This window comes from Oceanobacillus senegalensis (assembly GCF_900176885.1).
Taxonomy (GTDB): Bacteria; Bacillota; Bacilli; order Bacillales; family Amphibacillaceae; genus Oceanobacillus; species Oceanobacillus senegalensis.
In genome coordinates this window covers 4,118,316-4,134,888 of sequence record NZ_LT839648.1, presented here as the reverse complement: position 1 = coordinate 4,134,888, position 16,573 = coordinate 4,118,316, and the positions used below count along the sequence as shown (strand labels likewise).

The following is a 16,573-nucleotide window of genomic DNA, read 5'->3' as shown; positions in this document are numbered from 1 at the left end:
AATTATGAAAAACGTTCATATCGTACCACATATGCATTGGGACCGTGAATGGTATTTTTCAACAGAAGAATCACGTATTTTACTTGTTAACAACATGGAAGAGATTCTAACGATGTTAGAAACGAATCCAGATTATCCTTATTATGTATTAGATGGACAAACAGCAATCCTTGAAGATTACTTTGCTGTAAAACCAGAGAACAAAGAACGAGTAAAAAAACTAGTTCAAGCTGGAAAGTTAATTATTGGACCATGGTATACCCAAACAGATGAAATGGTTGTGGGTGGAGAATCCATTGTTCGTAACTTACTATATGGAATAAAAGATAGTGAAGAATTCGGAGCACCGATGAAAATCGGTTATCTCCCTGATTCTTTCGGTCAATCCGCTCAAATGCCACAAATTTTAAATGGTTTCGATATTAAATACTCTATCTTTTGGCGCGGAGCATCCGAACGCCATGGTACAGACCGTACTGAGTTTTATTGGGAAACAGAAGACGGATCAAAAGTATTAGTTCAATTATTCCCTCTAGGTTATGCGATTGGTAAGTACTTGCCAGAGGATGAGGAAGCACTGCAGAAACGGATGGATAAATACTTCTCTGTCTTAGATCATGGAGCAACTTCCGATCATATTATTGTGCCGAACGGACATGATCAGATGCCCATACAAAAAAATATTTATGAGATTATGGAGAAACTCCACAAGCTTTATCCAGAACGTAAATTTTTCTTAAGCAAATATGAAAATGTATTTAAAGAGTTAGAGAAGAATGAGGCACTCCCTACCATTCAAGGAGAATTTTTAGATGGAAAATATATGCGTGTACATCGCAGTATTTTCTCAACCCGTATGGATATCAAAGCAGCGAATGCTCGCATTGAAAATAAGTTGACGAATGTCTTAGAGCCTCTAGCATCTATAGCTTATCGACTTGGTTTCGAGTACCATCACGGACTAATTGAATTGATTTGGAAAGAAATGATGAAAAATCATGCACACGATAGTATTGGTAGCTGCTGTTCAGACAAAGTTCACCGAGAAATTATGGAGCGATTCTACCTTGCAGAGGAAAAAACAGATCAACTCATCGAATTTTATAAACGTAAAATAACAGACTCTATCCAAACAGAACGGACGGAAGATAGACTGACTGTCTTTAACTTATTGCCATATCTGCGTAATGAAGTTATTACTACTACTGTCATTACAAAGATGAATTCTTTTATATTACAAGATGATCAAGGAAATGTAGTACCATTTGAAGTATCAGAAAAAGAAAAAATAGACCCTGGATTGATTGATCGACAAATCGTTCACTATGGAAACTATGACCCATTTTATCAGTATACGATTCAATTAAAAGATGCCATTCCTGCAATGGGATATAAAACCTACTTCATTGTTGGTGATCAGAATGAAATGGATCATAGCTGGATGGAAAAAGACGCTGTGGAAACAGATTATTATACAGTTGAAGTGAATACAAATGGCACGTTAAAAATAGTGGATAAACGATTAGGAAAAACATTTGATCAAGTATTACTATTAGAAAATGGTGGGGATGATGGCGACGAATATGATTATTCTCCACTATTAAATGAGACATTGATTGATAGTAAGAACGTGAAAGCTGAGTCGAAAGTTGTACAAAATCAATATGAAGCAAAACTAGATATAAAGGTGAGCTTGGATGTCCCTAGAGATTTAGAATGTCGTAAATCAGGAAAGGTGAATAGCTTTGTAGAAGTTCACTGGAAAATCTCTATTCCGAATCACCAACCAATAATAAAGGTAAAAGCAGAAATGAATAACCAGGCAAAAGACCATCGTCTGCGTGCATTCATTCCAACGAATATTGCGTCTACCTTCTCGGTGTCAGATAATCAATTTGGTGCAATCAAACGTAATGTGTATGACGATGCTTTAGATGTGTGGAAAGAAGAAAACTGGAGCGAACGTCCAGATACTATTTATCCCATGCTTTCCTATGTCGGATTGTCTAATGAATCAAACGGTATGAGTGTATTAACAAATAGCACAAGAGAATATGAAATAGTTGGCGAAGAATATGACACCATTGCTATAACATTGTTCCGTAGTATTGGAGTCCTCGGGAAAGAGGAATTAGTTAGAAGACCTGGTCGCCCATCAGGTATTAAGCTACCTACACCGGACTCACAAATGATAGGGAATATAAAGCTTGACTTTGCTATTACGACATATGAGGGTAGTACATTAGATGCAAACGTCGCTCGTATTGCAAAAGAATATTTAACACCTGTTCACACCTATAATAAAATTCCTTATAATGCTATGAAGTTAAATGACTCTAGTTTGGAAACTCCAGAAAGCTTTAGTTTATTAGAGGAAGTAAGTGGTGATGTTGTTTTAAGTACGCTGAAAAAAGCGGAGAAAGAGGAGAAATTAATTCTACGGGCATATAATGCACAAAAAGATGATCGTGAAGCAGTCTATAAAATAAAAGAAGGTACATTATTAGATGCCGATGAAGTGAATCTAAATGAAAGACCAGTAAACAGTGTTCCTGTAGATGACAATAAGGTTCAACTGTCCATTACTAAAAACCAGGTAAAGACATTGATGTTTTAAGAAACAGAGCTGTTCATGCCGACTCATTTGGTATTAACAGCTTTGTTTAAGATTTGTAGATGAGGTGAGTGGATGTATAAAGAGCCAATTTTTTTACAACCTGTGTTTCAGGAAAGAATTTGGGGAGGAAAGAAATTACGGACAGAGTTTAACTATGATATTCCATTTGAACAAACGGGAGAAGCATGGGTCATCTCAGCTCATTCTAATGGACCGAGCATGATACGAAATGGCCCATTAATCGGAAAAACCTTAGCAGATGCCTGGGAGGAACATGGAGAACTATTTAATAAACCTCAAGGTAATGATAAAGAATATCCATTATTAGTAAAAATGATAGATGCCCAGGATGATTTGTCTGTACAAGTACATCCAAATGACACATTTGCTCGTGAAGTGGAAGGACAACCTTACGGAAAATCTGAATGCTGGTACATCTTACGTGCCGAAGAAGGAGCCGAACTTATTTTAGGACATCATGCCCGAACACAAGAAGAGCTAGAGCAAATGATAGACCACGGGAAGTGGGAGTGTTTATTGAAGCATATCAAAGTTCAAGCTGGTGACTTTATTTATGTTCCAAGCGGTACCATTCATGCCATTGGAAAAGGCATCGTAATCTTGGAGACACAACAAAGCTCTGACATAACATATCGCATGTACGACTATGATCGAACCGATGCTTTAGGTAATAAAAGAGAACTACATTTGGAAAAGTCGAAGCAAGTCACCACTGTTCCTCACCCCGAAGCAGTGAACAAATGGAGTGAGTCAGTAATGGAGGATATGACAATAAAAGAACTCGTAGAAGAAGAATATTTCACAGTATATCATTGGCAATTAAATGGACAAGTGACCATGGAAATGAGTCAGGATTTTTTGCAAGTAAGCGTTGTGGAAGGTAAAGCAGAAATCATTGTCGATGAGAAAAAAATCCCGATTCAAAAAGGTACGCACTTTATATTGCCGTATGGAATGAAGGCTTTTCAGTTAAAAGGAAATGCTGAATTTATTATTTCACACACTTCGGAATGAACGTACAGTTAAATAGTGAAAAAATGATAAAGGAGCTAAATGAATATGATAGAAAAAACGTTTACTGTTATTGATGAATCAGGTATACACGCGCGCCCTGCAACCACTTTAGTACATGCCGCAAGCCAATTTGATTCTGAAATCAAATTAGAATATAAAGGAAAAGCCGTAAATTTAAAATCTATCATGGGTGTCATGTCACTAGGAATTGGAAACGGCGCCCAAATAAAAATGAGTGCAGACGGTAAAGATGAACAAGAAGCATTAAGTACGCTTGAGAAAACAATAAGTAAGGAAGGTTTGGCAGAATAATGTTTCTCTAAACAGGATAGCTGCTTCAAGTGGTATTTGCAATTGCTAGTGCCTATCGCTTAATTGAACCAAATCTTTCCTTTAAAAAGAAGACAATTGACAACATAGCGATGGATGTGGAATGGTTCAATGCAGATTACCCCTGTAAGAACATAGCATGTTTACATTCGTTGCGCCCCTTATTCAATAGAAATAGAGTAAAGCCGATGGTTCCTGAATGTAGGAAAACTCGGCTTTTTTTATGTCGAAATTTATGTTTTCCGCGTTTTGTTGGTAGGACTTCTGTAAAGGTATTTTACACGCTAATCCACCCACTCCATAAAACGACTTATATGTTGACATTACATATTGTTCCAGCAGATCCGGTATCCATTAAAATTCAACTACGCCCTCGAAAAGTTACTGTAACCTTTATAAATGATAATTATGGCAACAACCTCCTTTTTAGAACTATTTATTTATTCCTGTCTTTCTTCCATTGATAGGGTTTCTTGGACCAATTATAAAATAGAATAATGAAAAACATCATAAAAGATACCCCTACATTATCAACCCACTGAACCTCTTGATGAACGATAAACTGCCATACAATCGATACTACAAAAAATATGAACGGAAGTCTGATGCTTTCCTTAAACATCGTCTTATCACCTTCCTGCCTTTAACAAAATATAGAAATAGCGAAACATTTTATAGAAGTATCGGGATATATTTCATCCCAATATTAAAGGAGAATTGCTTCTTCGTCTAGAAAGTAATGGTGGAAGGATTAATAAAAAGTTTCACCATACATAAGGGGGTTGCGTAATGGATTTGCAGTTAGCTGGTAAAAAGGCGCTTATTACAGGAGGCAGTAGAGGAATTGGTAAAGCGATAGCTCGCCAATTGGCTTTAGAAGGCGTCGATTGTGTAATATGTTCAAGAAATGAATCGTCGTTAAACGAAACAGCGGAAGAATTAAAGGAAGAGACGGGAAGAAATATTCACCCCATCGTTGCGGATATGGGGGATCCCGATTCGATTCAACATTTAGTGAAACGAGCAGCAGAGGCGATGGGCAGTATCGATATTTTAGTGAATAATGGAGCACGTGTTAGCGGTGGAGTGCCTGAAGACTTCCATCATATAGAAGATGAACTTATTTTAAAAGACTTTGAAGAAAAGTTTATGGGCTATTTCCGCTGTATACGAGCAGTTGCTCCTTATATGATTAAAAATAATTGGGGACGGATTATAAATGTGAGTGGGATGGCTGCGAGGAATGCTGGAAGTATTAGTGCTGGTGCACGTAATGTATCGGTTGTTCATTTAACGAAGTCGTCTTCCGTTGAATTGGGTCAACATGGCATTACGGTCAATGCCGTTTATCCCGGTATTACAGAAACCGAAACAACGAAAGATCGATTCCCGAATGAGGCGGATTTACTGGAGGTCTCTAAAATGAATTCCATCGGACGCTTAGTGAAAGCGGAGGAGATAGCTAATGTGATTACATTCTTATCCTCACCATTATCCGTTTCTATTACGGGCGATGTGATTGCGGTAACTGGAGGAACAGGCAACGCGGTTCATTATTAAAAGATCCATATCGTTGCAATCCATTTAACCGTTCGAATCATTCGTTGATAGAAATCTTTCGTTTGCGAATTCATGGAAAACGGTTATTCGGATTTTTTGCAATTTTGCCAAGAGTCATTGCAATAGTGAATGTAAGTACGCTTACAAATATCCAGAGGGTATGATTGGGACGAGGAACCTGACCCTCTGTCCCTTGGATTGGAGGAAGTTTATGAAGGTTGGGTTTATTGGGGCAGGAAAAGTAGGGGTATCCCTTGGAAAGTATTTAACTGAGCATAACGTAAATGTGACAGGATATTATAGCAAAACTTCAAAATCATCGATAGAGGCAGCGGAATTTACGAACACAAGCGCATATCAAGGAATCAACGATCTGGTTGAAGATAGTGATGCCATATTTTTAACCGTACCAGACGGGATGATTAACAAGGTATGGGAACAGTTAAAAATGCTTCCAATCGAAAACAAAATAATTAGTCATTTTAGTGGTTTGTTAAGTTCGACTGTATTTTCCGATATAAGCCGTCACCATGCATTCGGTTATTCGATCCATCCGCTCTTTGCCATCCATGATAAGTATCATTCGTATAAAGAGCTATCCAAGTCTTTTTTTACCATAGAAGGACATGAGAGATATCTCAACCATCTATCTCGTCTTTTTGAAGGATTTGGAAACCAAGTAGTAGTTATCCAAGCAGAGGATAAAATCCGATACCATGCGGCTGCATCTATGGTCAGTAATCTCTATATAGGGCTTGTTTCCCTGGGTGAGAAAATGCTTGTCGATTGTGGCTTTACACCAGACAAAGCCCATCAAGCGCTGACACCGTTAATTCAGGGAAATACAAAAAACATCCTTTCATCTGGTACAAGGGATGCACTTACTGGACCCATTGAGAGAAATGATTCGCTTACCATTTTCAATCATTTGCAAGTTTTAGAACCACAGGAAAAGGAAGTTTATAAAGCTCTATCCAGACAGGTTCTAAAAGTAGCAGAAGAAAAACATACAGATAGGGACTATGAAAAAATCAAGGAGGTTCTAAAGGAATGAAAAATACAGTAACGTCATTACAGAAACAAAAAATCGAAGGCGATAAAATTACGATGCTTACTTGCTATGATTATTCGATGGCAAAGTTAATGGATGAAGTTGGAATTAATATGCTTTTAATCGGGGATTCGCTTGGACAAGTTATACTTGGATATGAAGATACATTATCGGTAACAATGGATGACATCATTCACCATACAAGAGCTGTGAGCAGAGGAGCAAGTAATGCTTTTGTTCTAGCCGATTTACCATTTATGTCCTATCAAACTTCCATTTATGATTCCGTATTAAATGCTGGCAGATTAATGAAAGAAGGTCGAGCAAATGGGGTAAAATTGGAAGGCGGTGTAAAGATTTGTCCACAGATCCAAGCTATTGTAGATGCATCCATTCCAGTTTGCGCCCACATCGGGCTAACCCCACAGTCTGTAAATGCTTTTGGTGGATTTAAAGTACAAGGTAAAACCGAACAAGCTGCCAGACAGCTAATCGAGGATGCCAAAGCAGTAGAAGCAGCAGGTGCATTTATGGTTGTTTTAGAAGGTGTGCCTGCAAAACTAGCAGAAATCGTTTCCCAAGAAATAAACATACCGACCATCGGAATTGGTGCTAGTGCGAGTTGTGATGGACAAGTACTCGTATATCAGGATATGTTGGCGATTTTTTCTGACTTTAAACCAAAGTTTGTCAAACAGTTTGCCAATGTAGGCGAAATCATGAAAGACGCCTTTCAAGATTATATCACCGAAGTAAAAGAAGGTTCGTTTCCTGGTAAGGAGCATACGTTTACCATTTCAGATGAGGTCATTGACAAGTTGTACGGATGAAAGAAAGATGGAAGATGCCATAAAACAAATTACAACTTTTAAACCACACATTGCAGGAGAGCATGGAAGTATCTAGCACATTGTGTAAGTGTAAATGATAAAATGAGTATTATGGCATTTATGACACCAGAAATGAGACTGGGACAAAAGTGTTTTCCTATCACAAGATCCGAACATGATTGGCGTGAAAAACCGCTCCGGAAATATACTTCGCTAAGTAGTGCGTTATTCGTCTTTTGAGTTAAATACTTTAGTTATGTCCCAGTCTCGTTATTATTTATGTAATGGATCTGTTGTTCACAATCTTATTGAGCGAATTACGGTGACCTATTCTTTAATTGGTTAGCATTTTTGCCTATTTGTTTTTCATTAATCGGCATAAAGACGGTAAATGGGGTTTGATATTCAAATACACCATGAAACCAGATACTAAAATGAAAAGTAAAATTTTCATAGTATCCCTCCTCATATCATTACGGTTGAACTGAATCGTCTCTAATGTTTATATCAGCAATCATTATCATTAAGATAGATTATCAAACAACGATTATTCTGGCAGCATAACTTTATTAAATTCTTCTATAAATTCTTCGTAATGAAGTTGGATGGCGATTCGTGTTTCTCCTGTTTTACTTGTTGGTCGGTAATCAATATAGGACATCCCTCTTGCTTCCAACCCCTCAATCACATTTGCATCATAATGAATATAATCAACGATAGCAGGATTTTTAACAAGCATGATGGCAAGAAGGTCATGAATCGGTGCACCTGGAATACCTGGTACCTGTTTTTTATAAAATTCATAGTAATACTCAAAAACAGGGGCCATCATGAAAGCATAGATATTTTTCGTATTTTTGGAAATAGCGTCCACGATATCAGGAGTGAGAATGGCAAATTGTGTAGCATTTAATGGAGCTATGGTCAGATTATGAGCAAACTTTAGAACGAAATTGGATGAGGTCGGATCACCAAAAAAATTGGCCTCCGCTAGTGCCGTTACGTTACCTGGAACAAAAAATGCCCCGCCCATCACATAAAAGGAATGAACCAATTTTATTTGATCGGGAAATAGGATAAATACCGTTGCAAGCGTCGTCGAACGTCCTGTGTCTACAATAATGAGCTCGTTTCTATATCTTTCCATGATAAGACGAATGGTATCAAAAGGATATATTTGGTATTGCATATTACTAGGAGGTCTTATCGGGCCTATCCCTTCTTCCCCGTGGATTTCCGGATAAAAGGTTACATCTTCTTGTTGAACTGGCTTGGAGGCACCAGGAATAATTGGTATGTCGTTTCTACCTGCTAATTGTACCAAGTATGCAGCATTGGCGGTAGCCTGGTCTTTTGTTACATTCCCATAACTCGTGACAATCCCCACCAGTTCAATTTCGGGATCAATCATGCTATACATAATTGCCAAAGAATCATCAATTCCAGGATCACAAAATAAAAGAACTTTTTTTGTGATAGAAATCCCCCCTCCCCCTTCTATTCTATAAATATTCCCAAATTCATGAATCATGCCTGGAACAGGGAGAACCCCAAAAATTGGTAATGGCGAAAGAAATAGAACAAAACGTGCTAAATTAACCTAAAAGACAATCCCCGAAAGGAATAAACGGATAAATGCCCGAATTTTAGTTAGCCGAAGAAACAAATTCGTTCTTCCTTCCAAGTATTATGAAAGAGAGGTTATCAATATGTAACTATTTCTTAGCTTTTCGTTCTAAAAGTATAGGTGCTATATTTAGTAAGATGGAAGCAATTGTCAACAGCCATAATACCCTTGCCATACCAGGTACCACATCCATTAAAGCTGCCCAATCTTCTGCTTCTACCCACCGAGTTAGATAACTGTAGTCTGCACAAAGTGTTAATGCTGTAAATGATAATCCTAACGCCATAGCAAGCTTATAATCCTTTCCTGTTGCATACAAATAAAGATTGATAAAAGTTACTACTATTGCAATCACCCCTAATATTACCCACATAACTATTCCTCCCTATATTTTTTCATTTAAGATGAATGTTTATCTAAAGTATATTTTAAAGTCTTCAGTTATCCTATTTTGACATCCATCCCCAATAGTTGGAGAAAAAACAACTTTGTTCAACTATTGAACCGATTAATTCAATACGTCCGGGCCTTTAAATAACTTAAAAAACCTTCTGCCATTTGATTATATTTACTCTCTACCTTACCTTCATCCACTGTCACCATTTTTCTATCTTTCATAACCCACTTACCATCAACCATTACATGTTGAATGGAATCTTCTTTACTATAAAACAATACATTGTGGAGGTAATTAGAAAAGGTTTCATGGTTTAGCATAGGTGCTAAATCTGAATTTTTTCTAATAAATACTAAGTCCGCTTTATAACCTTCCTTTATTTGACCTATAATTTTCTGTAAGTTATATGCTTTCGCTCCATTTACAGTTGCCATTTTAAAAATATCCTCGGCAGAATATTTGTGAACGGGATTATTTATTTTTAATAAATAGTAAGTTAACCGCATTAAGTCCCATATGTTCGTATGACCGTAATCAGTACCTAAACAAACATTTACACCCTTTTCAAACATATAACTAACATCTGCAACTCCTGCTCCTGTATCTAAGTTTGAAATGGGACAATGCACAACAGAACTATTATATTTGGCAACTAACTCTATATCACTTTTTGACATAAAAACACCATGAAAGAAAATGGTATTATCATCAAGTAAATTCAATTCATTGTAAATGTCGATACTTGATTTTCCAAATTTAGATTTTACTATGTTGTATCTCCACTCATTCTCTAAACAATGCGTCATCATTATAGGATTATATTTATCCTTTGTATCTTTCAAGTTTATTAATTCAGCATTAGTAAAGTCTTCTTCTTCTAATAAATGAGTGCCAAATAAAACATTACCTTCAGACTTCCCATAATAATCTCCAATCTCTTCATATGTATCAATTATTCCTCGTATTCCAATTTCGTTTATTGCATCACTTAGTAACTGTGGCGTTTGTGGATCTGAGTCACTTACAAAGGTTACCCCATTTTTAACCATATCCATATAGCTCTTTTGAGCAACATACACAAAATCTTCTTCAGAAACTACATTGTCGATATAATCAAAAAACAATTGTTGTATTTTTCCTTGTTCTGAGCCATCACACCAATCCTGAAGTGACATTTCCTTCATCAATCCTTTAGTTAGAGGGGAATAACTATGGAAATGAGCATTAACCAAACCTGGGATTACAAAATAATCCGAGCAATCTATTGCCCCTTCATCAGTTGCATCACTAAAATTAAAACGAATTTCAGCCTTTTCAATTGCAATATCTTGTGTTTCAAATTTCATATTACTATTTAGGTACGTTACATTTTTTAACTTCATTTAATACCCCTTTCCTTTTGAACTACATTTCACTTATTAATTTTAAGTACAACATCTATCATAAACCTGTCCGTTAGATAATAACATAACATTCAAAATACTTAACTCAAAAGAAAAAGATCATCATCATGATGATCTCTTGTTTCAGTAACGTACCAGTTACTTTACCAAGTTATTTCTGTTTTTTCTTCTCCACAAACACCCAACATAAATAAGAGAAATAACCAATAATTAGTGGAAAAATAGGTACGATACTAAATTCTTTAGGTAAATAAATAAACAAGCCAAAAGTTAATATAAAAGCTGGAACCATAAGCCATAACCATACTCTTACTCTTTTGTTTTTTAAACTTAGCTCAAATTCCATTGTTTAATCCCCCTCCTGTAACACAAGAAGCTTCTTCCTAATTGAATAATTGCACTCTTTACTTAAATAAAAGCTAACATAAAAATCATAATAATAGCAATTGGAAAAACTATGAAAAAACAATTCGATCCCTGTAATAACCATATTAAGAATTTATTTATTTTGGCATTATGTTTTCTAATATAAAAGAATGAAACCAAGCCAAATACAGGTGTTAATAACTTAAATGGCCCTCCATAGTTAGGCATCGAAGCATCTATTAACTCCTCAACTGTAAAAGAGAATAAGATTATATTGATAACTAATAATATCAATGGAATCCATAATTTGAATTTACCTGAAGTCATATAAAAGTAACTCCCCTCTTAAAACCCTCAAGTTTTACCTAAAATTAAAGTGAATTAGGATTATGTAACGCACCCGTTACTTTAAATTACAACTCTGTTATTCTAATTTAGACAGTCCCAATTGTATTATCATCACTTGTCATTCCGACAACATTGATAATTAATATATAAAACGGATAAATGATCAACCCTCCTATTGCAAAAAGACCAGTAACAGGATTAGGGGCATCTCCACCATTGGTTATTGGAAATACAGATGCGAATACATAGATAAAAAGAACAAAATAAGGTATCCATAAAACGACTGTCCAAAAGTTTGCTTTTCTCTCTCCCAACCACTTTTTTGTTAAGAAATAAATCAGTATAGTACCACCTATAATTCCAATAATAAGCGTTAAACCAGTCAAAATATTCACCGTACCTATTTCCCAATTTGTTAGCCTAGTTATCCTATACACATTTAACATAAGTTCAAGAGGAACAAATACCATAAGAGCGTATAGAATACTAACAACATTTAACTTCAAAAAATATTTCATTTAATCCCCCAATAACAATTATTTCATCTTCAACCTACTGTAATTGGGTATAAAGATAAACATACAATGACAAGTACTAATATTATAAAAATGGCTGATGTTATTTTAGAAATCCCCCTCTTCTAACACATATTTTCCATCTAACCCCAAAACCCTGTTAAACATAACTGCCCCAGATAGTGAAGCAAAAAATAAACAGGGAAATGTCATTTATGACGATCCCTGTTGTATAACTAAACGTACCCGTTAGCGGAATAAGCGACTGTCCTTATTGAACAATCGCACCCGTTTGTTTAAGTACAGTAATTCACAAACTATCTACTTCTATTCATCTGATTACCATTATTAAATAAAACCTGAAATTCTTAAAGGTTTATTCAAGTAACAACCACTCCTTAAAAAAGAAATCATCTGTTAAAGAGAAATATTTTTTTGTAAATCTTACGAATTCTTGGGTATCTACTTCTTTGTATTTATAGTTATCATAATAAACCTTTAAATAATTTTCTGCCTCTTCTATTCCGCCTCTATTTTCAAATATTTTAAATAACATTATGCTCGATTTCGAATAGATGTATGAGCTCATATGTCGATCATATTGATCAAGTGGTAAATTAACAGGAATTGATTCTAAGCTTCCCAGCTGTTCTTCCATAGATTCATATGGTATTTCTTGGTCATTACTAGTCAAATTATATAAACCAGTAACAAAATTTGCAAAACCCTCGTCCAACCAAGCATCATTATATGGATCATTGCTAATAATGCCATAAAACCATTGATGAGCTAATTCGTGAACAACTATATATTTCAACACCTCAGGATTAACAGGACCACTTTCATAAATGGAATTAGCTGTAACAATACCTGGATATTCCATCCCTAAACCATCTAAGACAATGTCTAATTGTTTAAATGGATACGGTCCTATAATCTCCTGAAAGTAATGCAAAGCGCCAGCTGCGACATCACTAATTTCACTATAGAAGTCTTCCTTATCTTCAAAACCAAATACTCTTATGTTTACATCGCCTTCCTGTTTTTGAATAACCATTGGTTCTTTAAGGATTGCTATAAAAACCTCTTTTACATCATTTACATCAAATGTTCCATCCGTTTTGCTGGGGTATTCATCATCCTCTCCTGTAGAAACTATGGTATAACCTTCAGGAATCTCATAGGATACTTTAAAGTCACTGAATCCTGTATGGTATGTTTCTCCCCTAAATCTATAATCCTTTTTATTCCATTGATTACTCCGGTATGTAGCTACCATTGGATAGAATTGAGCTAAATGGTAATTATCATTACTTTTAGTAAACCTTAATCCTCCTTCAGGGAGAGTGAATTCATAATCAAAGTGCACTCTTGCACCCTCACCTGGCTCTAATTCCTTAGGAAGAGGGATACTTAATGTATCCTTTTCCAGATTATACTCAACTTGTTCATCGTTTAGTGTGACATTATTCAATTCGACAGTTGCTGGAGTTTCTATAGAAGAATTTAATTTTTGCGAGGTTTTCTCCGTAAAGATATTTGGAATAAAGTAAAATACAAGGTTGTTCCAAGATTCTTAGGAAATATTGTTTATGATAACTGTCGTTTCTAAGTTGAAGGTTCCATCTTTAGTCATTGTTAATTCAATATCATACTGACTATCACTGCCCTGTGGCACAGTTTTTGGGGTGAAGTCTCCAAGAGCATTGTTCTCAATTATAATTGGCTTTTCACTCCCGCTTTGGTTTTTATTCATTACTAAAGCAGTAACCGAAATCATTATTATGAAAATTAAAGAAGACCATACCAGCTTTTTACTCATTACGTTGCCCTCAATTCTAGTTTGTTCTTTTTAAACTATATATTCTGGACGAGTACAGAGTATCCCTTTTCCTAAACGTTATTTTTCAAAGGAAATTCCATATTTGCGAACTTCTTATTGTATTAAACTGTTCCGATAGCTTAATAACTTCTATCTAAATACTAACATAATATGCCAAAATTATTAATTTTCTAAAAAAGGCGATCATTTATTATCACCTTGTTTAATTAACGCACCAGTTACTTGAATACTGCCATTAGCTAATTGAACGCACAACAACAGTTAATAAAAGAAGATATTACACCTTTATTGTTCGTTTAATGTTATTTCCTCAGTATTTCCATTCCATTCAATAGTAGCGATAATCTCATTGTCTTCTTTAACAATCAGATCATTAGGATTTTCTTTTACATCCAATATAAAATTCCCATCCTCATTTAACTTGGCACCACTTGTATTAAACCCAAAGTTCCCACCGTGAACACCTGCATTAAATAAACCAATTGACTACATATCAGACCCTTTATAGCTTAATACGAACCCATCAACTGTTCCATCTGAAGAAGCATTAAGTTCAGCCTTCCAATTGTTACTCTCTCCAATAAAACTTTGGGGATCTGCATTACAGGCAGTCACGATAGATAAACTAAACAACAAGCAAACTAATAATCTTTTATACATATGAATTCCCCCCCTTCTATATTAAGGGGATGTCCAAAACAAGATTAATATTACAATAATTTTTTTAAATTAACCTGCTGCTAAAATTAAACAAGGATTCATTCTCTTATTTAAGAAACGCACCCGTTAGCGGTATAAATAAAGTCTTTTAATCATAAAACTCCATATGTGTTTTTTCTTGTTTGTAGTAATCTAATCTGTCTTGTAAAGTACCTGTATGAAACTCAAACTTATGACCATCTGGGTCAGTAAAGTAAATAGATTTCTTGTCTCTTTCATCTCTTGGACGACCTGACAATATGTTTACATTTAATTCTTCCAGTTTGTCATACATTTTTTCAAATTCTGCTTCATCAATTGAAAAGGCAATATGTGTGTATGACTGACTTATCTCATTACGAGGTATATCCTTCTCTACATTAAGAGCAAGCCACATACCATTTAAATCAAAATAGGCTGTGCTTCTACCTTTTACTAACAATTTAGCATCAAACACTTTTTGATAAAAATCAATTGAATCATTTAAATTAGAAACAGAAAATAGAACATGGTTAAGTCCTTTTATAGACATCTTTAGCACTCCTAACTTAGAATTCCTTATTCAACTAATCTTCCCTTTAGCACAATAAGCTATTACCCTAATTAACCAATCACACCAGTTTGTTTTCACCATAACTAGCTTTAAGCATAATTCACCAGAAATCAGTTTTCTTTGTTTTTAAGTTGTAGACGATTTAGAATTGGAAATCTCCATCCTTCATTAACAGGACTTCAGTTCCACCTTCTTTAATGCCCACTACTTTCATATCTTCGGTACCAAAGGTCACATTGACTGACAAAAGTGAAGTATTCAGCCCCGCTGCCTTCAACTCTTCCTCAGATTGGTCATTACCATTTTGAAGATTGGAGGGAGATGCATTTCCGATTCCAATATGACTGGCCGTATTTTCATCAAACAAGGTATTGTAAAAAAGAGTATCTACCTGCGCAAGAGGAGATTTATTGGAGACCAAGGCAATTTCACCTAGATAATGTGAACCTTCATCTGTTTCGATTAGATTATGTAACACTTCTTGTCCCTTTGCGGCATAATAGTCGGTAATCCGACCATCTTTAAAAATTAGATAAAATTCATCGATGACACTTCCCCCATAGATAAGAGGTTTAGTACCTACTAATTTGCCATTCACCTTATTTTTATGGGGTGCAGTAAATAGTTCTTCTGTAGGAATGTTCGGAAAGAAGGGTATTCCATTTTTATCTCTGACACCCCCACCGATATAGAGATGATTTTTAGGTAGACCAACTAATAAATCAGTTCCACGGCTATTTGTAAAATGCAGGGATTCCAATTGGCTCTCGTTTAAAATTTTTTTGCGAGACTCGAAGGATTGATTGTGACTCTCCCAATCTTTTATAGGATTTTCCCCATCTGCCCGAGATCCTTTTAAAATGAATTGCCATAATGATTGTAAAGCTTCTTCTTTACTTAGGTTAGGAAATACTTTAGTTGCCCATCCAACGTATGGGACAGCTAGAAGACACCAGCGTACTTCATGGGATCTAATTTTCGCATGATGATCCCTCAATTTGGTACGAGAAGCTTTTTGGAAACGACTTATCCTTTCTGCAGAAACCCCCTTAAATACATCTAAGTTTTCAGAAATAATATGGATGTATGCAGCACCCGCATCGTCCCACTCCTTAAAACGGGCAGCCTGCCAATCAGGATAGTGATCGATGACACTATCTGCTGCATTTAAGTAAAATTCCTTGGTAGACTGTTCATCTGTCCAATCTATCAATACATTTGAAGCTCCTGCCTCGTAGGCTACCGTTTGGATGAGACGTGCAAACGTAGCATTTTGTATATCACTATGAATAATCAATAATTGATTTTTTTGCAAATTTACACCAGCTCGCACAGCAAGTTCTGCATACTTTTTTAAACGTGCCTCACTTATAAATTCATATATTTCATTAATCATTTA

At 35.6% G+C, this 16,573-nt stretch carries 17 protein-coding genes; 6 read left to right on the top strand and 11 right to left on the bottom strand.

What is annotated here, in order from left to right; genetic code table 11:
- Window positions 1–4 precede the first annotated feature (4 nt).
- From mngB to CAO17_RS19955, 3 genes are all read left to right on the top strand, one after another.
- Window positions 5–2,617, top strand: coding sequence for a mannosylglycerate hydrolase (mngB, locus tag CAO17_RS19965; RefSeq protein WP_218775588.1), 2,613 nt, complete (start codon window positions 5–7; stop codon window positions 2,615–2,617).
- A 72-nt stretch (window positions 2,618–2,689) separates the two neighbouring features.
- The gene (gene manA / locus CAO17_RS19960; RefSeq protein ID WP_085994220.1) at window positions 2,690–3,652 is read left to right on the top strand and encodes a mannose-6-phosphate isomerase, class I; all 963 of its coding nucleotides are present in this window, start codon (window positions 2,690–2,692) and stop codon (window positions 3,650–3,652) included.
- 45 nt (window positions 3,653–3,697) lie between these two features.
- Window positions 3,698–3,964, top strand: coding sequence for a phosphocarrier protein HPr (locus tag CAO17_RS19955; protein ID WP_085994219.1), 267 nt, complete (start codon window positions 3,698–3,700; stop codon window positions 3,962–3,964).
- A gap of 454 nt (window positions 3,965–4,418) precedes the next feature.
- Here CAO17_RS19955 and CAO17_RS19950 read toward each other — a convergent pair whose 3' ends face one another.
- Window positions 4,419–4,604: a hypothetical protein gene (locus CAO17_RS19950; protein ID WP_085994218.1), complete on the bottom strand. Its 186-nt coding sequence runs from the start codon at window positions 4,602–4,604 to the stop codon at window positions 4,419–4,421.
- Between the two features lie 167 nt (window positions 4,605–4,771).
- Here CAO17_RS19950 and CAO17_RS19945 point away from each other — a divergent pair, with 167 nt between their 5' ends.
- The 3 genes from CAO17_RS19945 to panB all read left to right on the top strand — a co-directional run bounded on the left by CAO17_RS19945 (window position 4,772) and on the right by panB (window position 7,423).
- The gene (locus CAO17_RS19945; RefSeq protein ID WP_085994217.1) at window positions 4,772–5,542 is read left to right on the top strand and encodes an SDR family NAD(P)-dependent oxidoreductase; all 771 of its coding nucleotides are present in this window, start codon (window positions 4,772–4,774) and stop codon (window positions 5,540–5,542) included.
- A 211-nt stretch (window positions 5,543–5,753) separates the two neighbouring features.
- Window positions 5,754–6,596 carry a Rossmann-like and DUF2520 domain-containing protein gene (locus CAO17_RS19940; protein WP_085994216.1) on the top strand — a complete coding sequence of 281 codons (843 nt, stop codon included), beginning with the start codon at window positions 5,754–5,756 and terminating at the stop codon, window positions 6,594–6,596.
- Window positions 6,593–7,423, top strand: coding sequence for a 3-methyl-2-oxobutanoate hydroxymethyltransferase (panB, locus tag CAO17_RS19935; RefSeq protein WP_085994215.1), 831 nt, complete (start codon window positions 6,593–6,595; stop codon window positions 7,421–7,423). Before CAO17_RS19940 ends, panB begins: the two co-directional genes overlap by 4 nt.
- 547 nt (window positions 7,424–7,970) lie before the next feature.
- Here the strand turns inward: panB and CAO17_RS19930 are convergent.
- The 10 genes from CAO17_RS19930 to CAO17_RS19885 form a co-directional block, all read right to left on the bottom strand.
- Entirely contained in the window at window positions 7,971–8,954 is a 984-nt protein-coding gene (locus tag CAO17_RS19930) for a nucleoside hydrolase (RefSeq protein WP_085994214.1), read from the bottom strand.
- A 184-nt stretch (window positions 8,955–9,138) separates the two neighbouring features.
- Window positions 9,139–9,423 carry a hypothetical protein gene (locus tag CAO17_RS19925; protein WP_085994213.1) on the bottom strand — a complete coding sequence of 95 codons (285 nt, stop codon included), beginning with the start codon at window positions 9,421–9,423 and terminating at the stop codon, window positions 9,139–9,141.
- 140 nt (window positions 9,424–9,563) lie between these two features.
- On the bottom strand, window positions 9,564–10,829 hold the full coding sequence (locus CAO17_RS19920; protein WP_085994212.1) for an amidohydrolase family protein: 1,266 nt from the start codon (window positions 10,827–10,829) through the stop codon (window positions 9,564–9,566).
- 172 nt (window positions 10,830–11,001) lie between these two features.
- On the bottom strand, window positions 11,002–11,196 hold the full coding sequence (locus CAO17_RS19915) for a hypothetical protein (protein ID WP_085994211.1): 195 nt from the start codon (window positions 11,194–11,196) through the stop codon (window positions 11,002–11,004).
- A gap of 454 nt (window positions 11,197–11,650) precedes the next feature.
- A complete protein-coding gene (locus CAO17_RS19905; RefSeq protein WP_085994209.1) occupies window positions 11,651–12,082 on the bottom strand; it encodes a hypothetical protein in 432 nt (143 codons plus the stop codon).
- Window positions 12,083–12,455: 373 nt separating this feature from the next.
- On the bottom strand, window positions 12,456–13,553 hold the full coding sequence (locus CAO17_RS19900; protein WP_085994208.1) for a M1 family metallopeptidase: 1,098 nt from the start codon (window positions 13,551–13,553) through the stop codon (window positions 12,456–12,458).
- 102 nt (window positions 13,554–13,655) lie between these two features.
- Window positions 13,656–13,901: a hypothetical protein gene (locus tag CAO17_RS19895; protein ID WP_085994207.1), complete on the bottom strand. Its 246-nt coding sequence runs from the start codon at window positions 13,899–13,901 to the stop codon at window positions 13,656–13,658.
- 507 nt (window positions 13,902–14,408) lie between these two features.
- A complete protein-coding gene (locus CAO17_RS21205) occupies window positions 14,409–14,582 on the bottom strand; it encodes a hypothetical protein (RefSeq protein WP_179152002.1) in 174 nt (57 codons plus the stop codon).
- Between the two features lie 148 nt (window positions 14,583–14,730).
- Window positions 14,731–15,153, bottom strand: coding sequence for a FosM family fosfomycin resistance protein (gene fosM / locus CAO17_RS19890; protein WP_085994206.1), 423 nt, complete (start codon window positions 15,151–15,153; stop codon window positions 14,731–14,733).
- 163 nt (window positions 15,154–15,316) lie between these two features.
- Entirely contained in the window at window positions 15,317–16,570 is a 1,254-nt protein-coding gene (locus tag CAO17_RS19885) for an aminopeptidase (protein WP_085994205.1), read from the bottom strand.
- Between the last annotated feature and the right edge of the window lie 3 nt (window positions 16,571–16,573).